This is a genomic window from Sinomonas terricola, from assembly GCF_034931225.1.
GTDB classification, from domain to species: domain Bacteria; phylum Actinomycetota; class Actinomycetes; order Actinomycetales; family Micrococcaceae; genus Sinomonas; species Sinomonas terricola.
The window spans coordinates 56,236-76,514 of the sequence record NZ_JAYGGQ010000001.1 but is presented as its reverse complement, the minus strand read 5'-3'; the positions used below and the strand labels follow the sequence as shown (position 1 = coordinate 76,514).

The following is a 20,279-nucleotide window of genomic DNA, read 5'->3' as shown; positions in this document are numbered from 1 at the left end:
GCGGCGTGTCCCGCGGACGATGTCCACAGGATCCCCCACTCGCGCATGCGACTGTCGGTGTGGCTCAGTACGGTAGGACTATGACGTCAGGCCCCGATTCCCTCCCCGCTGCCTTCCACGACGCCGTCGCCCAGCGCGCTGCGGCCGCGGGCTACGCGGCCGGCAACGGCACCCATCCGGTGGCCGGTGCCCTCGCACCCACTCTTCTGCCGGTGCTGCCGGCGGCCCTGGATCGCCGCAGCGAGGCGCGCGCCGACGAGTCTTTCCTTCCGGGGGTCCTCCGCAGCGGACGCACGCTCGCGGTGCTCATGGCGCAGCGGCGCGCTGCGATGCACGGCGATCGGCTCGTTCTGCTGCCGGCCGTGAGCCTCCCCGACGAATGGCTCACCGATCTCGTCGTCTACCTCGGCCGCATCCCCCACGAGGCCGGGTTCGAGCACTTCGCGGGCGCCGACGTCGTGCTCGTGGTCCTGCCCGAACCGGTGGAGCCGATCGCGGGCGTGATGTCCGAGCCCGCGGATCCGGGTGCCGGGCTTCTGCCCGAGGGAACGTACTGGGCAGGATTCCGGGAGGTCGGCGGGGCGATGCACCCCTTCGAGGCCGGCATCGTCCTCGAAGCGAATGCGATTGCGAATTGGCACGAGTCGCATCCCCTGTGCCCGCGCTGCGGGGCGCCGACCGACGTCGTGCTGAGCGGATGGGTCCGCCGGTGCCCTCGGGACGGCTCGGAGCACTTCCCGCGCACGGATCCGGCGATCATCGTCACAGTGGTGGGCCCCGACGGCCGCGTGCTGCTCGGTCACGGCGCGCGGATGCGCCCCTCGATGTACTCGACCCTCGCGGGGTTCGTCGAGCCCGGCGAATCGCTGGAGCAGGCTGTCGTCCGCGAGATCGCCGAGGAGGTCGGCGTGCGCGTGACGGAGTGCCAGTACCTCGGCTCGCAGCCGTGGCCGTTCCCCGCGTCGCTCATGCTTGGGTTCACGGCGCGCACTGAGGATACCGACGCGCGGGCCGACGGCGAGGAGGTCCTGCACGCGCGCTGGTTCGACCGGGACGAGCTCGGAGCCGCCGTCGCCTCGGGCGAGGTGAGCCTCCCGAGCCCAGCCTCGATTTCCCGGGCGCTCATCGAGCATTGGAACGGCGGCCTCATTGCCGAGCCGGCTGCGGACTCGGTGCGCTGATGGCCGGCGAGACACTGTCGCTCGAGGACCGGCTCCTCGGCGGGCTCGACGACGAGCAACGCGCCGTCGCGACGACACTTCACGGCCCCCTGTGCGTCCTCGCCGGCGCCGGAACGGGCAAGACCCGCGCCATCACGCACCGCATCGCCTACGGCGTGCACACGGGCGTGTACCAGCCCCAGCGGCTCCTCGCCGTGACGTTCACGTCCCGCGCCGCGGCAGAGATGCGCAGCAGGCTCCGCGACCTCGGCGCGGGCGGCGTCCAGGCCCGCACCTTCCACGCCGCGGCCCTCCGCCAGCTCCAGTACTTCTGGCCTCAAGCCGTCGGCGGGCAGCTTCCGGGCCTGCTCGAGCACAAGGCCCAGGTCATCGCCGAGGCAGCTCGGCGGCTGCGCCTCACGGTGGACCGCGCCGCGATCCGGGACCTCGCGTCGGAGCTCGAGTGGGCCAAGGTCTCGATGCTCACGCCCTCCACCTACCTCGAGGGCGCGACCGGCCGCGGCGAGCCGGGCGGGCTCCAGCCCGCAACGGTTGTGCGCCTGTTCCAGGCGTACGAGGACGTCAAGGTCGACAGGAACCTGATCGACTTCGAAGACGTCCTGCTCATCACGGTCGGCATCCTCCAAGAGGACCCGAAGGTCGCTGCCGAAGTGCGCGAACAGTATCGGCACTTCGTCGTCGACGAGTACCAAGACGTCTCGCCGCTCCAAGAGCGGCTTCTCGAGCTCTGGCTCGGCGGCCGCGAGGAACTGTGCGTCGTGGGCGATGCGAGCCAGACCATCTACTCGTTCACCGGCGCGACGTCGGCGCATCTCCTGGACTTCGCCAAGCGGCACCCGGACGCGACGGTCGTGAAGCTCGTGCGCGACTACCGCTCGACGCCCCAGGTCGTGACCCTCGCCAATCGGCTGCTCGCGGCTCGGCGCAGCGCCGGGCCGGCGGCGGACCGGCTGTGGGCCGAACCGCTCAGCCTCGTCGCGCAGCGCCCAGCCGGCCCCGAGCCGGAGTTCGCCGAGTGCAGCGATGACGAAGCGGAGGCGACCACGGTCGCACGTCGGATCGCGGAGCTCATCGCCACGGGCACCGAGCCGAAGGGCATCGCGGTCCTCTACCGCACGAACGGCCAGTCCGAGGCGTTCGAGCAGGCGCTCTCCGCGGCGGGCATCGGCTACCAGCTCCGCGGCGGCGAGCGGTTCTTCAACCGCCGCGAGGTGCGAGACGCACTCCTCCAGCTGCGGTCTGCGGCGCGCGCCCAGCCGGCGGGCGTGCCGCTCGGCCAATCGGTGCGGGACGTTCTCTCCTCTCTCGGGTACACAGATACGGCCCCGACGGGGAGCGGGGCCACGCGCGAGCGCTGGGAATCGCTCTCCGCCCTCGTCTCCCTAGCGGACGAGCTCTCGGCGAGCCGCGGCGACGGATTCGGGATGCCCGAGTTCGTGCTTGAGCTCCACGAGCGGTCGACGGCGCAGCACGCCCCCGCCGTCCAAGGCGTGACTTTGGCTTCGCTCCACGCGGCCAAGGGCCTCGAGTGGGATGCCGTGTTCCTCGTCGGCCTGAGCGAGGGTCTCGTGCCGATCTCGTTCGCGGACACCGCGACGACCGTCGACGAAGAGCGCCGCCTGCTCTACGTCGGGATCACGCGGGCGCGGCATTTCCTCCACCTCTCGTGGTCGCTCTCGCGGACGCCGGGAGGGCGCGCGCACCGGCGGCCGTCGCGATTCCTCGACGGCCTGCGGCCCGGAACCCTGCGCACGACGGCGTCGCCCGGGGGCGGCGGGTCGACTCGCCGTCGTCGCGAATACAAGGGCCCCGCGACGTGCCGCGTCTGCGGGACCGTTCTCGATACGGGGGCGGAGCGGAAGCTCGGCCGATGCGCCAACTGCCCGCCTGCCTACGACGAGTCGACGTTCGAATCCCTCCGCGCGTGGCGGCTCGAACGGGCGAGGGAGGCGGACGTCCCCGCGTTCGTCGTGTTCACGGATGCGACTCTCACCGCGATCGCGGAGGCGAAGCCAGAGAGTCTCGCGGATCTCGCCCAGGTCGCGGGCGTGGGCAAAGCCAAGCTCGAGCGCTACGGCGACGCCGTCCTGGAGCTGCTCCGTGGCGCCTGAGGGGGGCCGCCCGCCCGTCGAGGTGCGCCGGTCGGCGAGACGGCGGAAGACGGTGAGCGCGTTCTGGGAGGGAGGCACCGCCGTCGTCGCGATCCCGGCCCGATTCAGCAAGAGCGAAGAGGAGCACTGGGTGCGGCGCATGGTCGAGCGCCTCGAGAAGGATGCCGCGCGCCGCTCACGGCAGCGGAGCGACACCGAGCTCATGGCGCGAGCCGCCGAGCTGTCCGCACGCTATCTCGCGGGGCGCGCCCGGCCCGAGACGGTGCGGTGGGTGACGAACCAGAGTTCGCGCTGGGGCTCGTGCACGCCGGCCGAACGCAGCATCAGGCTCTCCCATGAGCTCCAGGACATGCCGCAATGGGTGACCGACTACGTGCTCGTCCACGAGCTCGCGCATCTCCTCGTCCACGGCCACACCCCGGACTTCTGGGCACTCGTCGATGAGTACCCCCGCACGGCGGAAGCGAAGGCGTTCCTCGCCGGGGTGTCGTTCGCGGCCTCGCGGGGCCTTACCGGTGCGAAGGACCCGGCTTAGAATCTGGGCCATGAGCGAGCTTCCTGCCAGCTACAAGAGATACCTCGAAGGGCGTGACGAGGCTTTCGTCGAGACGATCCGGCCCATCCTGCTCCAGTCGGCCGCCGAGGCCGAAATGGGGGTGCGCGTGGTCATCGACCCGCACGTCCTGCAGGCGCACCTCGACGAGCACATCCCGTTCGGCCAGATCGTCGAAGACGTCGACTGACGGAACCGCCCCGGTCCCCGCGTTCAGCGGGCACCGGGGCGGTGTGTCCCGGGTTGGCCTGGCCCGGAGCGGGGCGCGGATGCCGCCCGGCGGCTAGTGTCCCGCCGTCGGCCCGTCGCCGCCCTTCTCGGGCTCGTCGCCGCTCGCGGGGCCGTCGCCGGATTCCCCGGCCTCGGCGTCGTCGCTGTCGCCCGCCTCGCCGGCTGGTGTGTCGAAGCCACCCGAGAGGAGCTTCTCGAGCGCGGCGTCAACCTCGGTCTCCTGCGCCTCGGCAGCCGTGCGCCGCTCGCTGAAGCCTGTTGGATCGTCGAGGTCCTCGGCGGTCGGGAGGAGGTCCGGGTGCCGCCAGATGGCGTCGCGCCCGCCGATCCCGCGCTCGGCCGTGAGGGAGGCCCACAGCTGGGCTGCATCGCGGAGCCTGCGGGGGCGCAGCTCGAGCCCGACGAGCGAGGCGAAGGCGTGCTCGGCGGGGCCGCCCGTGGCGCGGCGGCGCCTCACAGCTTCGCGGAGGGCTGGTGCCGAGGGGAGCACGCCGCTCGTTGCGGCCGCCGTCAGCTCGTCGACCCAACCCTCGACGAGCGCGAGCGCCGTCTCGAGCTTCGCGAGGGCAGCGTCCTGCTGCGGGGTCCGCTCTGGCATGAAGACGCCGCCCTGGAGGGCTTCCTGGATCGACTCGGGGTTCCGCGGGTCGACTTCGCGCGCGACCTCTTCGATGCGCGAGACGTCGATGTGGATGCCGCGGGCGTAATCCTCGACGGCGCCGAGGAGGTGGCCGCGAAGCCACGGCACGTGCATGAAGAGGCGCGCATGCGCAGCTTCGCGCACGGCGAGGTACAGGCGCACGTCTCCCTCAGGGAGGCCTAGCCCCTCGCCGAACTTCGCGACGTTGGCGGGCAGGAGCGCCATCTCGAGGTCGACGAGCGGCACGCCGACATCGGACGCGCTCACGACTTCGCCGGAGAGGGCACCGATCGCGGCGCCGAGCTGCATGCCGAAGATCGCCCCGCCCATGTTCTCGAGCATCGACGTCGCGCTGCCCAGCATGCCCTTCATCTCCTCGGGCAGCTGCTCGGTGATCGCGGTCGAGAGGGCCGAGGCCACGCTGTTGGCGACCGGCTCCGTGAGCCGCCGCCACGTGCCCATGGTCGCCTCGATCCATTCCGCGCGCGACCAGCCGCGGCCGATGAGGCCCGTGGACGGGAAATCGGTCACGTTGTCGAGCCACAGCTCGGCGAGGCGCAGCGCCTCGTCGACGCCGCGGTTCTGCACCGCCGTGACCGAGGGATCGGAGGTCGAGGCCGCGGTGCGGCGCGCATGCTCGTGGGCGAGCTGCCAATTGACGGGGCCGTCTCCGGCCGATGACATCATCATCGACTGGACCTGCTGGAACATCTGCTGCAGGAGCGCAGGATCTTCCGGGAGGCCGGCCGCCTTCGCGATCTCGGCCGGGTCTACCCCTTCGAGGCCTTCTCCGCCCATGAGCTTGGCGAACAGCTCGGCGAGGGGATCCTGGGGGTCTTCGCCGTGGCCCTCGGGCTTGTCCGGAGTGGTCATGATGCCGCCGATCACTGGATGGAACAGTCACCCTCACGGTACCTCGGCGCCGCGTGGCTGTCTTGGCGGCGCCTGCCCCTTTCGCTGTCGGCACAGCGCCCGCGGCACGCGCCAGCGCACGGGCGCCGCGGGTCACGTGGAGACTACGCTGGGGGAAGCCATCCATGTCGAGCACGAGCGGCCTGCGCCGCGGAAAGGCGCCGCGTGAACAGCAGCGTCACCCCTCCCGACGGTGCGCCCGAGCGCCTGCCCCGTGAGGGCGAGGGCGGGGGAGAGCCGGCGGACGACGGCGGGCTGCCGCGGCTGAGGCGTGCCCGGCGGGCTCCCAGGACCGGGCGCGGAACCGTGGCTGTCGTCTCCGGGGCGGCCGCGCTCGCGCTTGGCGCGGTCGTGTGGAGCGTGCCGGTTCCGTACATCGTGGAGCGGCCCGGACCTGTCTACAACACTCTCGGCTCCGCGAGCGGCAAGGACGTCATCTCGATCCAGGGCCGCGAGACCTACCCCGCTCAGGGCGCCCTCGACCTCACGACCGTCTACGTCGAGGGCGGCCCCAACTCCGACGTGAGCCTGCTGGGGCTCGTGCGTGCGGCACTCGATCCCACGGAGTCGATCACGCCGGTCGACACGCTCTACCCGAAGGGCGTCACACGGCAGCAGATCACGCAGGAGAACACCGTCGAGATGCAGAGCTCGCAGGACAACGCGGTCGCGGCGGCCCTCAAAGACCTTTCCATTCCCTTCACGCAGCGGATCAAGATCGCCGGGCTCGTCGACAACTCGGCGTCGGCAGGCAAGCTCGAGCCGCAGGACGTGATCGTCTCGGTGGCAGGGCAGCCCGTCGATTCCCTCAGCACGATCCAGAAGCTCGTCGCCTCGTCGCAAGGACGCCCGATCGACGTCGGCTTCGAGCGCGGCGGCACGCAGCACACGGTCTCGATCACGCCGCGGGACGCGGGCCAGGGCAGGTTCCTGCTCGGCTTCACGGTCACCTACGCGTTCACGTTCCCGTTCGCGGTCGAGTTCGCCCTCGACAAGGTGGGCGGGCCGAGTGCCGGGATGATGTTCTCGCTCGGGATCGTCGACAAGCTCACGCCGGGGGACCTCACGGGCGGCAAGCAGGTTGCCGGGACCGGGACGATCGATCCGACCGGTGCTGTCGGCGAGATCGGCGGGATCGTCCAGAAGATGAATGGCGCACGGCGTGAGGGCGCGACGCTCTTCCTCGCGCCCGCAGGCAACTGCGGCGAGGTGGTCGGGCACATTCCCGACGGGCTCGCCGTCGTTCGCGTCGACACGCTCGACGGCGCGCGCCGCGCCGTCGACTCCTATGCGCACGGCGCGGACCCCGCAAGCCTCCCGCAGTGCACGAAGGGCTGAGCGTCTCCGAATCGTTACCGGGGGCGGACTTCAGCTGGGAACTCCCAGTGAGGGCGGACCGTGCTTGACTTAGCTTGACTTTTCAGCGGAGCGCGGGGGCGCCCCGCTCCATCGCGCACCTGATGAATCCCAGACACGAGTGAAGAGGTAGCCGTGACATCCCGTCCCGAAGGCACCAGTCCGCGCCCCGTGAGGAAGAGGCGAGGGCCCCTTCTTCCGACGATCGTCATCGCGGTCGTCCTCGTGGTCGGCTTCGTCCTCTTCGCCCAAGTGTGGTCGGACGTGCTGTGGTACCAGCAGCTCGGCTTCATCCAGGTCTTCGTGACGCAGAATCTTGCCCGCGCCGCCGTGTTCCTCGTCGGGGCCCTCGGAATGGCCCTCGCGATCTACGCGTCGATCAAGCTCGCGTACCGCGCGCGTCCGGTCTACGCCCCCAACGGGGGCCCGCAGGACGCGCTGAGCCGGTATCAGGCGCAGCTCGAGCCCATTCGGCGCATCGTCATGGCCGGCGTCCCGATCGTCTTCGGGCTCTTCGCCGGGGCCGCCGCGGCGAGCCAGTGGCAGAAGGCCGCTCTCTTCTTCAACCAGGTGCCGTTCGGGCAGACCGACCCGCAATTCGGGCTAGACCTGAGCTTCTACCTCTTCACGCTGCCGTTCCTCGGAACGCTCGTCGGCTACCTCCTCGGCGTCGTCGTGATCGCGGGCATCGCGGGTCTCCTGACCCACTACCTCTACGGTTCGATCCGCGTGAGCGAGCGCGGCATCTACACCGCGCGCGTGGCGCAGCTCCACCTCGCCGTGAGCGGCGCCCTGCTCGTGCTCCTCATTGCCGTGAACTTCTGGCTCGACCGCTATGGGACGCTCCAGAACTCCTACACGCGGTGGGCTGGCGCGATGTATACGGACGTCAACGCCGTCATCCCGACGAAGGCCATCCTTGCCATCGCCGCGGCCATCGTCGCGATCCTGTTCATCGTCGCGGCGGTCGTCGGGCGGTGGCGTCTTCCCCTCATCGGCACGGCAATGCTCGTCATCACGGGGATCTTCGCGGGCGGGGTCTACCCGTGGGTCATCCAGCAGTTCCAGGTCACGCCGTCGGAGAAGACCCTCGAAGCCCCTTACATCGATCGCAGCATCAAGCTCACGCGGGAGGCCTATGGTCTCGACAGCGTCGAGGTCAGCGCCTACAACGCGACGACGACGGCGGCCCCCGGGGCGCTTCAGCCGGACGCCCAGACGACCCAGAACATTCGGCTCCTCGACCCCACGCTCGTCTCGTCGACGTTCCAGCAGCTCGAGCAGTACCGCCCGTACTACCAGTTCTCGCCCATGCTCAACGTGGACCGGTACACGGTGAACAACGGGACGCAGGACACCGTGATCGCGGTGCGCGAGCTCAACCTGAGCGGCCTGAGCCAGAACCAGCAGTCGTGGTACAACACGCACATCGTCTATACGCATGGCTACGGCGTGGTCGCGGCGTACGGCAACAAGGCGACCTCGGATGGGAAGCCGCAGTTCCTCCAGTCCGGCATCCCGACGACGGGCCTGCTCGGCTCCGAGGACTCCTACCAGCCGCGGATCTACTTCGGGCAGTATTCGCCCGACTATTCGGTCGTCGGGGCGCCGTCCGGATCGCAGCCCCGCGAGCAGGACAAGCCCCAGGGCAACTCCGGCGACACACTGTACACGTACACGGGCAACGGCGGCCCCAATGTGGGCAGCCTCTTCAACCGCCTCATCTACGCCCTCAAGTTCCAGAGCACGGATCTCCTGTTCTCCGACGGTGTGAACGACAAGTCGCAGATCCTGTACAACCGGGATCCGCGTGACCGCGTGCAGAAGGTCGCCCCGTACCTCACCCTCGACGGTACCGTGTACCCCGCGATCGTGGACGGCAAGGTCAAGTGGATCGTGGACGGCTACACGACGAGCCAGTACTTCCCCTACTCGCAGCAGCAGCAGCTCCAGCAAGTTACGACGGACTCGCAGACCGGTGCCGGCCGCAACACGGCGCTTCCCCCTTCGTCGGTCAACTACATCCGCAACTCGGTCAAGGCCACCGTGGACGCGTTCGACGGATCCGTCTCGTTGTACGCGTGGGACGATCAGGATCCCGTGCTCAAGACCTGGGAGAAGGTCTTCCCCTCCTCAGTCAAGCCGCTCTCTGAGATGTCCGGCTCGCTCATGAGCCACGTTCGCTACCCCGAGGATCTCTTCAAGGTCCAGCGCGAGCTTCTGGCCCGCTACCACGTGACGGATCCGGCGAGCTTCTATCAGAACGACGACGTGTGGAGCGTCCCTAATGACCCCGCGCCGGACAAGTCGAGCAGCAAGCAGCCGCCGTACTACATGTCCCTCCAGATGCCCGACCAGAAGGCGCCTGCATTCCAGCTCACGTCGAGCTACATCCCCCAGACGGTCGAGCCCGGCAAGTCCCGTGAGGTCATGTATGGCTTCCTCGCCGCTGATTCGGACGCCGGCAACAAGGCCGGGGTCAAGGGTTCCGAGTACGGCAAGCTGAGGCTGCTCCGACTTCCCACCGACACGACCGTCCCGGGGCCGGGTCAGGTGCAGTCTCGCTTCGACTCGGACCCGTCCGTCTCGACGTCGCTCAACCTGCTTCGCCAGGGAGCGTCGAAGGTTCAGAACGGCAATCTGCTGACGCTTCCGGTGGGCGGCGGGCTTCTCTACGTCGAGCCCGTGTACGTCCAGTCGACCGGGTCGACGTCGTACCCCACGCTGCAGCGCGTCCTCGTGGCCTTCGGCGACAAGGTCGGGTTCGCCCCGACTCTCGATGAGGCGCTCAAGAGCCTCTTCGGAGGGAACTCGGGCGCGTCCGCAGGCGATGCCGGCAACAACCAGCAGTCCCCGCCGTCGCAGCAGCCGGCTCCGCCCGCCGCAAGCGGGGCCAACGACCAGCTCAACCAGGCGCTCAAGGACGCCCAGCAAGCGCTCAAGGACAGCCAGACTGCGCTGACGAGCGGCGACTTCGCGGCTTACGGCGCGGCGCAGAAGCGGCTGTCTGACGCCGTCACACGCGCGCTCGACGCCGAGGCGAAGATCGCGGCCGCACAGGGCCAGGGCGGTGGCTCCTCGGGGTCGTCGACGCCGTCGTCGGGCTCGTCTGCCACGCCGTCGCCGTCCCCGAGCAAGTAGGGGAGGCCCGGATCGGAGGGGCCCGGCTCGCTCGGAGAGCGGGCCGGGCCCTCGATTTGGCACCGAGTTCACTCGTTGGTAACCTAGTCAACGCGCCGCGGGGTGGAGCAGTTCGGTAGCTCGCTGGGCTCATAACCCAGAGGTCGCAGGTTCAAATCCTGTCCCCGCAACGAAACGACGAGGCCCCGGATCCATCGGATCCGGGGCCTCTCGCATTCAGCGGGCGGCTGTCAGAGCTTGTCGAAGTCAGCCTCGTCGACGACCGGGAGCTCGGCGGCGGAGGACGCGCCTGACTCTTGCCCCTTGCCTGCCGAAAGGGCGGCCGGTGCCGAACCCTGCTTGAGCGCGGCGAGGCGCGCTTCGACCTCGGTCTGCTCGCCGAGGTCCTCGAGCTGGTTGAACTGCGCGTCGAGGCTGCTGGCGGCGAGCTCCTGCTGACCGCGGACCTTGGCCTCCTCGCGGCGGACCTTCTGCTCGAAGCGGCTCACCTCGCTCGTGGGGTCCATGATGTCGATGCTCTTGAGCGCATCATTGACCTGGCTCTGGGCGGCTGCGGTCCGGCTGCGGGCCACCAGCTCGTTCCGCTTGGACGTGAGCTCATTGAGCTTGCCCTTCATCTGGTCGAGGCCGACCTTGAGCCGGTCGACGACCTCGCCCTGCGACGCGATCGTGGGTTCGGCCGCCTTGGCCTCGTTCTCCGACGAGATCTGCCGCTGGAGCGCGACCTTCGCGAGGTTGTCGAACTTCTGCGCGTCGAGCGTGTTCCCGGACGCGCGGAACTCGTCAGCCTTGCGCGAGGCCGCGAGTGCCTTGTTGCCCCAGTCCTGGGCGGCCTTGACGTCCTCGGCGTGGTCGTCCTGGAGCATGCGCAGGTTGCCGATCGTCTGCGCGATGGCGGACTCGGCCTCGGCGATGTTGTTGCTGTAGTCCCGGACCATCTGGTCCAGCATCTTCTGGGGATCCTCCGCCTGGTCGAGCAGCGCGTTGATGTTGGCTTTCGCCAGCTGTCCGATACGCCCGAAGATCGACTGCTTTGACATGGTGTGGTGCTCCCTTCTGCGCCCCGGCCGCGTGCCGAGGGCTGTTGGTCTGTACTGTCGAGGTCAGAAGCTTCCGCCGTCGCCGCCGAACCCGCCGCCGTCGCCACCGCCGAATCCACCGCCGTCGCCGCCCCAGCCTCCGCCGCCGAATCCGCCCCCGCCGTCGCCGCCCCAGCCTCCGCCGCCCCACGTGTCGCCGTGGTGGTGCCCCGCGTTGAGGATGTTGTCGATCAGGATGCCGCCGAGGATCGCCCCGCCGATCCCGCCGCCGTAGTTGCGGCCGCCTCCCATGCCGAAGCCGCCGAAGCCCGCGAACTGGTCAACGTCCTGCTCGGCGAGCTGGGCCGCCTGCTGGGCGAGAGAGTTGGCCTGTTCGGCATAGGCGAGCGCCGAGGTGGGGTCGCTCTGGGCGATCGAGAGGGCGTAGTCGAGATTGCGCTGCGCCTCTGCGAGCCGCGTCCGGGCCTCAGTGCCGACGCCGCCGCGGCGCGCCGCGATGTAGTCGCTCGTCGCGCCGATTGCGTCCTGCGCCGAGCGGATCGCCTGCTGGAGCGACGCGGCGGCGCGCTGCGCCTGCTGCTCCTTGTCGCGAACGCCCGCGAGGACGTCGTCGAGCTGCTGGTGCGCCTTCTCGATGCGCGCGAGCAGGGCCACGGGGTCGATCTTGCCTCCCGCGAGCTCCTGTTTCGCCTGCGCGAGCACGGACTCGACGCCCGCGATCGGGCCTGCGAGTTCGGCGTGCTGACCGTCTTGGACCATGGCCTTGGCCTGGGCGAGATCGCTCTCGGTGTCGGCGAGTGCCGAGTCGAGGTTCGTGCGCGCGGCGCTGATGGAGGCCGACGCCTTGTCGATGGCGTCGAGGAGCACACCGCTCTGGTGGAGGGCCTCCTCGGCGGCGCGGACCGAGACCGCCGCGGCCCCGGTCTCTCCCGCCCTGAGCTGCCCTCGGGCTTGGGCCGACGCGGACTCGACGAACGCGAGCCGGTCCTTGGCCTGGGAGATGTTGTCCGAGACCTGCTTGACGGCCGAGGGGGCGTACTCGGCGGCGAGTGTCGCGAGGGTCTGCTCCGCGCCGGCGAGCCGTGCCGTCGCGCGTGCGACTCCGGCGGCGACGTTGTCGAGCGCAGCCGGGGCGTTGCGCTCGAGTTCGCGCAGCGCGTCGAAGTCGGTCTTCTGGTCCGCGAGCGAGCCGATGGCGCCCTCGGAGCGCTGGATGATCTCGGTGAGCCATGCGCGCTGCTGCTCGGGCGTGTCCGGGATGTGGTCGTCGAGCTGCTGCTGGAGCTTGAAGGATTCGCTCAACTGCGCCTTCGCATCGGCCAGGGCCTCGGAGAAGTTCCCCACCGCGTCGGTCCCGTAGGAGGCTTCCGCGAAGCCGAGCTCCTGCTCGCTCGACTTGATTGCGTCGTCGGCCTGGACGAGCAGTCCGCTCGCGCGCTTGCGGAGCTCGTCGAGGCTGAGCCCCGCGAGGGGATCCGGGGTGCCATCGGCGCCGATGGCCTGCGTGATGACACGGTTCTTGCGGCGTCGTGACAGAGCGTAGGCCCCGGCTGCTCCGGCCACGACCACGATGCCTCCGCCCACGAGCAGCGGAGCCGGGTTGAAGGTCGAGACGTCGCCGTTCCCGCCGCCCGCGGCGTCGCCGACGGCGTTGGCCGTGTCGATGGCCGCCTGGGCGTAATTGGGCTTGCTGCCCCCGAGGTTCGGCACGAGGGCGTTCTGGATGATATTGGCCGTCTTGGAGGAGATCTTTGTGTTCGACTTGCTCGCGCCGAGGAAGTACTGGCCGCTCGATTCGATGGTGAGCAGAACGTCCTGAACGCCCATGCCCTTCTTGTTGTAGACGGCGGTGGCCCAGGCTGTTCGGTCGGTCGGGTTCGTGAAGTCGTCCACGATCACGACGTAGAAGTTCACTTTGCGCTGCGAGCGCAGATCGTCGATCGCCTTCTGGACGTCGCCTTTGCGGCTTCCGAGCGCATTGGTGGGATCGACGATATTCGTTCCGGACGGGATGCTCACGGGGTCGGTGGCCCACGCGGGCGAGGCCGCCGGGAGCAGCGCCAGTCCGAGGGCGCCGACAGCCGTCAGGAGAGTCTTCAGCGTGGATCGCACTTCACAGCCCTTCGCTCGGCTCCGGGGCACTTCCCCGGAACGCCCCAACCCCCCAATTGGCAGCCACTGCCGCGGGACGCTGTGGCATGTCGCTTCGATTCTAGGGGCCGCTCCGAGCGGGGGTCCACCGGAGCCTGTGCGCCCCCAGCGAACACAGAGAACGGACGACGGCGCCCGTCCGTTGGGCGATATGGCGGACCATTGGCATTCGGCGGGCTTCCAGACACCTTTCAGGAAACAGATGAGCGGTGCACAGGATCGCGGTCCATAGTTGAGTGCAGAGAAGAGCAGAGAAGGACGGAAAGAGGAGCCATGAGCGAAACCCCAGAGAGCCCGGACCGCGGCCGAGCCGACGAGGGCGCGAACAGCCCGGAGCGGCCGACCGTCGCTCCGAGCGACGAGTCGACGCCGACGCAGCCCACTCAGGTCCGATCCGAAGCTGACGCGACGCCGACCGCGCCGATCAGCGGGCCCTCCCAGCCGCCGTCGTCCGAGCCTCAGGCCCAGCCTCAGGCCCACGCTGCGCCCGCGGCCCCGTCCCTCACGCCGACGCAGCAGCAGACCCAGCCGCAGCCCCGGTTCGGCCAGTACGCCCAGCCCAGCCAGCCACAGCGGCCGCCGCAGTCCGGGCCTCAGGCGCCTCAGTACGGCCAGTCGGCGCCTCAGTATGGCCAGCCCGGTCCCATGTACGGGCAGCACGCGCCCCAGTACGGCCAGCAGGGTCCCACGTACGGGCAGCCCGCGCCCGGGCAGCCGAACAGTCCCTATGGCCAGCCTCCTCAGGGCGGCACGTCGTTCGCCCCGCCGACCTCGGCCCGGCCGCGCGATCCGAGGCGCTGGGGCACGGGGGTGCTCGTGGGCGGCATGCTCATCGCCGGCCTCATCGGCGGCGGCGTGGCCGTGGGCGGCTATTCGCTCCTGAGTCCGCGCACGGCGGCCGTCGGCACAGCGCAGAACAGCCCCGTGATCGTCAACAACCAGGAGAGCGTCAACGCGGTCACCGCCGCCGCGGCCAAGGCGTCGCCGAGCGTCGTGACCATCGGCGTCACGTCGGGAAGCTCTTCGGGGACCGGCTCCGGCGTCGTCCTCGATGACAACGGCCATATCCTGACCAACACGCATGTCGTCACGCTCGACGGCTCCGTCGCGAGCCCCACGATCCAGGTCCGCACGAGCGACGGCAGCGTGTATCCCGCCGCCGTCGTCGGCACCGACCCGCTTTCGGACCTCGCCGTCATCCAGGTCAAGGGCGCGAAGCTCACGCCGATCACGTTCGGGGACTCGAGCAAGCTGAACGTCGGGGACACGGCCATCGCAATCGGCGCGCCGCTCGGCCTCGACAGCACCGTGACCGACGGCATCGTCTCGACGCTCAACCGCACCATCTCGGTCGCGTCCTCGGCCCCGCCGCAGGGCGGCGACTCGCAGCAGGGCGACGGGGGCCAGGGCTTCCAGTTCGCCCCGCCGAACGGCCAGTCGCAGCGCTCGCAGGCGCAGAGCACGGTGAGCCTCAACGTCATCCAGACGGACGCGGCGATCAACCCCGGCAACTCGGGCGGCGCGCTCGTGAACACCAAGGGCGAGCTCGTGGGCATCAACGTCGCGATCGCGTCGACAGGAAGCAGCTCGAGCTCGTCGGGCCAGAGCGGCAACATCGGCGTGGGCTTCAGCATCCCCGCGAACTACGCGCATCGCATCGCGCAGGAGATCATCGCGAGCGGCAAGGCGACGCACGGCCAGCTCGGGGTGTCCGTCCAGCCGGCCGCCCCGGGCGGAAGCTCGAACTCGGCGTTCTCGGTCGGAGCCCAGGTTGCCGACGTCACGAGCGGTTCTCCCGCGGACAAGGCGGGCATCAAGAAGGGGGACGTCATCACCCACTTCGGCGACTACGCGATCGGCGACGCGAGCGAGCTCACGGCGGCGGTACGCCAGCAGGCCCCGGGGTCGACGGTCAAGGTGACGCTGACCCGCAACGGCCAGAGCGTGAGCGTTGACGTGACGGTCGGATCGGCCTCTTCCTGACGGACTCCCGACAGATGACGGGCGCGGCCGCGCCGGATGCGCGAGCGTCCGGGAAGCCGCTCCGCGACGATTCCGCCCGCGGCCCCGAGGAGCCGCGGGCGGAGCCGTGTCCGGGCCGTCGGCTTCCCACATCGCGGCGAATCGCGAAGATTCATGACTTTTCATGGCGTTCCGTGACGCGGTACGCAGCTCGGGGCCCCGTGGCCGAGCCCTGTTCGCGCGGCGGTCCGCGTATGGTTAGCTAAGGTTCCCGGCAGCATGCGCCTGCGGTTCAGGCGCGCCACGAGCGTCGGATGCAGGACACGGACGCAAGACACGTACGCAAGACTACGGAAGGCCCTCAACCGTGGGAGACACCCTCAAGATCGTCGTGCTGGTCAAGCACGTCCCGGACGCGCAGTTCGACCGGCACATCGGCCCCGACCGGACGCTCGAGCGTTCGGAGAGCATTCTGTCCGAGCTCGACGAATATGCCCTTGAGTCGGCACTGCAGCTCAGCGAGGCGCGCGGCGGCGAGAAGGCGGGCAACCAGGTCATCGCGCTCACGATGGGCGCCCCGGACGCCGCGAATGCCCTCAAGAAGGCCCTCCAGATCGGCGCATCGAGCGGCATCCACGTCTCCGATGACGCGCTCGCGGGCTCTGACGCGTCCGTGACTTCCCTCGTCCTCGCGGCGGCGGTCCGCAGTGTCGGCGACGTGGACCTCGTCCTCGCGGGCATGTCCTCGACGGACGGCGAGACGTCGATCGTCCCCGCCCAGCTCTCCGAGCGCCTCGGCGTCCCGCAGCTCACGTTCGCGTCGAGCCTCGAGGTCACGGGACGCACCGCGGTGATCCGTCGCGACGGCGATGCGACGTTGGACACTGTCGAGGCGGACCTTCCCGCCGTCGTCTCCGTCACGGACCAGATCAACGAGCCGCGCTACCCGAATTTCAAGGGCATCCTCGCCGCGAAGAAGAAGAAGATCGTGGCCCTCGGCCTCTCCGACCTCGGGCTCGAGGCGGGCCAAGTCGGGGCCGCGGGCTCGCTCACGCGCGTCGAGCAGGCCGATCCACGGCCCGCCCGTTCTGCCGGGACGATCATCACGGACGAGGGCGACGCCGGCGTCAAGCTCGTCGATTTCCTGGCCGCCCAGAAGCTCATCTAGCGGAAGCGAAGACCATGACTGCATCTGTCCTCGTCTACCTCGACGCCGTCCCCGCCGACGGCCTGCGCAAGGCCCACCGCGAGCTCCTCGCCGCGGGGCGCATTCTGGGCCCGGTGGCCGCCGCCGTGACGGGCACTCCGAGCGATTCGGCCCTCGCCGAGCTCGCCGAGAGCGGCGTGGAGACCGTGTTCACGGGACCGGCGGACCTTGCGGGATACCTCGTCGCCCCGACGGCCGCGTGGCTCGCCGCCGTCGCCCGCGCGGCTGCAGAAGGCGGGTCGGCGCCGTCGGCTGTCGTCGTCGACAACTCCGCCGAAGGCAAGGAGATCGCGGCGCGCGTCGGCGTGCGCCTCGGCGCGGGGGTCATCACGGACGTCGTGGCGCTCGAGGCCGACGGAACGGCCCACAAGTCCGTCCTCGCCGGCTCGTATGAGGTGCGCGCGAAGGCAACGAGCACGACGGCGGTTCTCGCCGTCAAGGGCAACGCCGCCGAAGGTGCTCCGGAGCCCGTGCGCGGCGCCGCCGCGGTCCAGGCCGTCGACCCGCCCGCCGACGCTCTCGCGAACGCGGCCCGCATCACATCGCGTTCGGAGCGGCCTTCGACGGGCCGCCCCGAGCTCACGGAGGCGAGCATCGTCGTCGCGGGCGGGCGCGGGACGGACGGCGACTTCGGCCCCATCGAGGAGCTTGCGGACGTCTTGGGCGCGGCGGTCGGCGCCTCGCGCGCCGCGACCGACGCGGGCTGGATCGGCCACGACTTCCAGGTGGGCCAGACGGGCAAGACCGTCTCGCCGCAGCTGTACATCTCGGCCGGCATCTCGGGTGCGATCCAGCAGAAGGCCGGGATGCAGACGTCCAAGGTCATCGTCGCGGTGAACTCCGACCCCGAATCGCCGGTCTTCGAAATCGCCGACTTCGGCGTCGTCGGCGATCTCTTCAAGGTGCTCCCGCAGGCGACCCAGGAGATCAAGAGGCGTCGGGGCTAGTGGCCACCCTCGCAGGGATTCCGGACCCGGCGCGCACCCCCGACGAGGGCGGTGCGCGCCGGGTCCTCGCCTTTGGCGCCCATCCCGACGACCTAGACTTCGGCGCGGCCGGAACCATCGCGGCATGGGCCGCGGCCGGCGCCGAGATCCACTATGGCATCGCGACCGACGGCGACGCGGGCGGATTCGACCCGGCGCACCGCGGCGAGATCGTGGCCATGCGACGCGACGAGCAGCGCGCGGCCGCCGCGCGGGTCGGTGTGCGCGAAGTGCACTTCCTCGGGTACCGCGACGGCTATCTCGAGCCCTCGCACGAGGTGTGCCGCGACGTCGTCCGGCTCATCCGCACCGTGCGGCCCGACGTCGTCCTCTCGATGCATCCCGAGCGGAACTGGTCGAGCCTGCAGATGTCCCACCCCGACCATCTCGCATGCGGCGAGGCCGTGGTGCGTGCTGTGTACCCCGCCGCGGAGAACCCGTACGCGTACCCCGAGCTCGTGGAGGCGGGGCTCGACGCCTTCCGGGTTCCGTGGCTGTGGCTGTATGGCGCCCCCGAGGAGCGGATCAACTACACGGTCGAGGTCACGGCGCACGTCGAGGCGAAGCTCGAGGCCATCCGCGTGCACCTGAGCCAGCACCCCGACATCGAGGCGACCGAGCGCTACGTCCGTGCTCGGCTTCGCTCCACCGCGGCGGCCGCAGGTCTGCCGGACGGCGCATCGGGAGAGGCGTTCCACGTCGTGGCGGTCAACGCGAAGGAGACGATCGCGGGGTTCTGAGGCGCCCGGGAAGAATCTGCGCCGTCAGACCTGCGCGCCCGCGTAGCCGTTCTGCCGCCACGCCTCGTAGACGGCGATCGACGCCGAATTCGCGAGGTTGAGCGAGCGGCGCGCGGGAAGCATGGGGAGCCGCACGCGGGCGGTCACGCGGGGATCCGCGAGGACCTCCTCTGGGAGGCCGACTGACTCTGGCCCGAAGAACAGCACGTCGCCGGGCGCGTAGGCGATGTCCGCGAAGCTCGTCTCGCCGTGCGACGTGAAGGCGAAGACTCGGGCGGGCAGGAGTGCTGCGAAGGCGTCGTCGAGCGTCTTGTGTACCGTCATGACAGCGAGGTCGTGGTAGTCGAGTCCCGCACGGCGCAGCTTCGCGTCCTCGAAGTCGAATCCGAGCGGTTCGACGAGGTGCAGCTCCGATCCGGTGACCGCGGCGAGCCGGATGGCGTTGCCCGTGTTGCCAGGGATTTCGGGCGTGTAGAAGAGGATGCGGAACACGCCCTCCATCCTACGGTGGGCGATACCGTCGCCGGCTCGCGCGATGGGCGCGCGGAAGGTTAGTGCAGGCCCGTGAGCAGCCGCGCGAGGGCCGGGACGTACACGGTGTTCGGCTGAGGTCCCGAGGCGAGGAAGAACTTGAGCTCGCGCACGAACTTGGAGGCGTTGAGCGGCTCGATGCCGCCCGTGACATTGCGGTGGACGTCGATCACTGGCTGATGCAGGCTAGCGTCCGGCGTCTGCACGAGCACGAATCCCTGCACGTTGAGCTCGGGGAACGCCTCTTGGAACATGCGGACGTAGTTCGCGAGCAGCGGCGGCGCCGCCGCTCGGCTGCCTTGGAGGAGGTGCGCGCCGTCCCAGGCATAGTTGCCGACTGGGACCAGCATCGAATCGACGAGCGCGAGCCGATAGCCCGCGAGGACCGCGTGCGCGACGTACGCGCCGCCAGCGGGGGAATGGAGGCCGTTCACGAGGCGTGCCGAGGGAATCTCGGAGAGGATCTGCCGGCGGATGAGAGCTGCGGTCCGCTGTTCGCGCTCGATCCGGGCAGCAGCGCCGAAGACGCCGCGGCGCCGCGGCTCGCCGTGCTCGCGGCGGGCGGCGGTCTGCTGCGGAACGAGCGGCACCATTCCCGCGGCGTATGGAGGCTCGTAAACCGCGGGCTCGCCGGCGGGATTGCGCTGGGCTCTGGAACCCGGGGTGCGCCGTTCTGTGAAGAACCGGCGGTTGTCGCCGTGGTGCCCGGACGACGGCGGCTGCGCGCCGCCGTCGTCCGTTCCGCCGGCACCCGGGCTCCAAGGAGTCCCGGCGGTCTCCCGCTGCGGGGAGGACATGAAATAGCTGTGGTCGTAGGCCTCGCGGCGCTTGGGATCGGAGAGCACCTCGTAGGCGAGCGTCACCCGGCGGAACTCGGCCGGGTCGCCGCCGTGATCCGGGTGGTGAACCCGCGCCGCTCTGCGGTAGGCGGCTTTGACCTCCTGGGGGCTAGCGGTGACGGGGACGCCCAGGACCTCGTAATGAGAGGGGAGGCGCGACGTCATGGATCAATCCTAGGGTCGCGCCTGCCGTCTCTCTCTCACCGGCAGGCGGCGCCTGCAGTCGTCATGCCCGTCGTGTCGCGAGGCGATTGAGCGCGAGCGCGCCGACGAGGAGTCCGAAGTCGCGGAGTGCGACGTCGAAGAAGTGGCCGAGGACCAGGAGGTTCACGATGATCCCGAGGAGCCAGAGGGCCACGATGAGCGAACCCCAGCGGGGCCTCCACGCGACGATGAGGCCCGCGATGATCTCGACCACGCCCACGCCGTACATGAACATCTGCGGGGTGACCGGGACGACTTGCGTGGCCGCGGGGGCGAGGTACATAGGCCATTGGGTGAGGATGTTGAAGAACTTGTCGAGCCCGAACAGGATCGGTGCGACGGTGTAGATCGTCCGCAGCATGGTGAAGGCCTGATCGGCGCCGGACATGGCCGCGGTGCCCGCACGCTTGGCGGGGAAATGGGCGCGTCCATGGGTTGAGGCGGAAGACATGTGGTGCTCCTTTCCAAAACCGGTGATTGCGATTTTAGACCTA

16 protein-coding genes and 1 tRNA gene are annotated in these 20,279 nt (G+C 69.9%); 11 read left to right on the top strand and 6 right to left on the bottom strand.

The features are described 5' to 3' along the window. Positions 1-80 precede the first annotated feature (80 nt). From nudC to SPF06_RS00270, 4 genes are read left to right on the top strand one after another with little or no spacing between them, the layout of a single operon-like run. Positions 81-1,181 carry an NAD(+) diphosphatase gene (gene nudC, locus SPF06_RS00285; protein ID WP_323276919.1) on the top strand — a complete coding sequence of 367 codons (1,101 nt, stop codon included), beginning with the start codon at positions 81-83 and terminating at the stop codon, positions 1,179-1,181. After that, positions 1,181-3,292: an ATP-dependent DNA helicase UvrD2 gene (locus tag SPF06_RS00280; RefSeq protein ID WP_323276918.1), complete on the top strand. Its 2,112-nt coding sequence runs from the start codon at positions 1,181-1,183 to the stop codon at positions 3,290-3,292. Before nudC ends, SPF06_RS00280 begins: the two co-directional genes overlap by 1 nt. Continuing rightward, a complete protein-coding gene (locus SPF06_RS00275) occupies positions 3,282-3,827 on the top strand; it encodes a M48 metallopeptidase family protein (RefSeq protein WP_323276917.1) in 546 nt (181 codons plus the stop codon). The genes SPF06_RS00280 and SPF06_RS00275 overlap by 11 nt, the downstream gene beginning before the upstream one ends. A 10-nt stretch (positions 3,828-3,837) precedes the next feature. After that, a complete protein-coding gene (locus tag SPF06_RS00270; protein ID WP_323276916.1) occupies positions 3,838-4,035 on the top strand; it encodes a hypothetical protein in 198 nt (65 codons plus the stop codon). Positions 4,036-4,128: 93 nt separating this feature from the next. Here SPF06_RS00270 and SPF06_RS00265 read toward each other — a convergent pair whose 3' ends face one another. Then, positions 4,129-5,589: a zinc-dependent metalloprotease gene (locus tag SPF06_RS00265; protein WP_323276915.1), complete on the bottom strand. Its 1,461-nt coding sequence runs from the start codon at positions 5,587-5,589 to the stop codon at positions 4,129-4,131. A 204-nt stretch (positions 5,590-5,793) separates the two neighbouring features. On the opposite strand from SPF06_RS00265, the gene SPF06_RS00260 reads away from it, so the two are divergent. From SPF06_RS00260 to SPF06_RS00250, 3 genes are all read left to right on the top strand, one after another. Then, positions 5,794-6,966: a YlbL family protein gene (locus SPF06_RS00260; protein WP_323276914.1), complete on the top strand. Its 1,173-nt coding sequence runs from the start codon at positions 5,794-5,796 to the stop codon at positions 6,964-6,966. Between the two features lie 189 nt (positions 6,967-7,155). Further along, positions 7,156-10,125 carry a UPF0182 family membrane protein gene (locus SPF06_RS00255; RefSeq protein WP_323276913.1) on the top strand — a complete coding sequence of 990 codons (2,970 nt, stop codon included), beginning with the start codon at positions 7,156-7,158 and terminating at the stop codon, positions 10,123-10,125. 96 nt (positions 10,126-10,221) lie between these two features. Then, a tRNA-Met gene (locus SPF06_RS00250) sits at positions 10,222-10,295 on the top strand. A gap of 60 nt (positions 10,296-10,355) precedes the next feature. On the opposite strand, the gene SPF06_RS00245 is transcribed toward SPF06_RS00250, so the two are convergent. Continuing rightward, the gene (locus SPF06_RS00245) at positions 10,356-11,165 is read right to left on the bottom strand and encodes a PspA/IM30 family protein (protein WP_323276912.1); all 810 of its coding nucleotides are present in this window, start codon (positions 11,163-11,165) and stop codon (positions 10,356-10,358) included. Between the two features lie 63 nt (positions 11,166-11,228). Beyond that, positions 11,229-13,277 carry a TPM domain-containing protein gene (locus SPF06_RS00240; RefSeq protein WP_323276911.1) on the bottom strand — a complete coding sequence of 683 codons (2,049 nt, stop codon included), beginning with the start codon at positions 13,275-13,277 and terminating at the stop codon, positions 11,229-11,231. A 312-nt stretch (positions 13,278-13,589) separates the two neighbouring features. Here SPF06_RS00240 and SPF06_RS00235 point away from each other — a divergent pair, with 312 nt between their 5' ends. From SPF06_RS00235 to SPF06_RS00220, 4 genes are all read left to right on the top strand, one after another. Continuing rightward, complete coding sequence (locus SPF06_RS00235) at positions 13,590-15,299, top strand: S1C family serine protease (protein ID WP_323276909.1); 1,710 nt, start codon at positions 13,590-13,592, stop codon at positions 15,297-15,299. A gap of 346 nt (positions 15,300-15,645) precedes the next feature. Beyond that, positions 15,646-16,446 (top strand): electron transfer flavoprotein subunit beta/FixA family protein, encoded by an 801-nt coding sequence (locus tag SPF06_RS00230; protein WP_323276908.1) that lies wholly within the window; start codon positions 15,646-15,648, stop codon positions 16,444-16,446. A 14-nt stretch (positions 16,447-16,460) separates the two neighbouring features. Next, positions 16,461-17,432 carry an electron transfer flavoprotein subunit alpha/FixB family protein gene (locus SPF06_RS00225; protein ID WP_323276907.1) on the top strand — a complete coding sequence of 324 codons (972 nt, stop codon included), beginning with the start codon at positions 16,461-16,463 and terminating at the stop codon, positions 17,430-17,432. Then, a complete protein-coding gene (locus SPF06_RS00220; protein ID WP_323276905.1) occupies positions 17,432-18,211 on the top strand; it encodes a PIG-L deacetylase family protein in 780 nt (259 codons plus the stop codon). Before SPF06_RS00225 ends, SPF06_RS00220 begins: the two co-directional genes overlap by 1 nt. Before the next feature lie 24 nt (positions 18,212-18,235). On the opposite strand, the gene SPF06_RS00215 is transcribed toward SPF06_RS00220, so the two are convergent. The 3 genes from SPF06_RS00215 to SPF06_RS00205 form a co-directional block, all read right to left on the bottom strand. Next, positions 18,236-18,703, bottom strand: coding sequence for a tRNA (cytidine(34)-2'-O)-methyltransferase (locus SPF06_RS00215; protein WP_323276904.1), 468 nt, complete (start codon positions 18,701-18,703; stop codon positions 18,236-18,238). Positions 18,704-18,762: 59 nt separating this feature from the next. Beyond that, positions 18,763-19,746 (bottom strand): J domain-containing protein, encoded by a 984-nt coding sequence (locus SPF06_RS00210; protein WP_323276903.1) that lies wholly within the window; start codon positions 19,744-19,746, stop codon positions 18,763-18,765. A gap of 61 nt (positions 19,747-19,807) precedes the next feature. Beyond that, the gene (locus tag SPF06_RS00205) at positions 19,808-20,236 is read right to left on the bottom strand and encodes a hypothetical protein (RefSeq protein ID WP_428985666.1); all 429 of its coding nucleotides are present in this window, start codon (positions 20,234-20,236) and stop codon (positions 19,808-19,810) included. Positions 20,237-20,279: the final 43 nt, after the last annotated feature.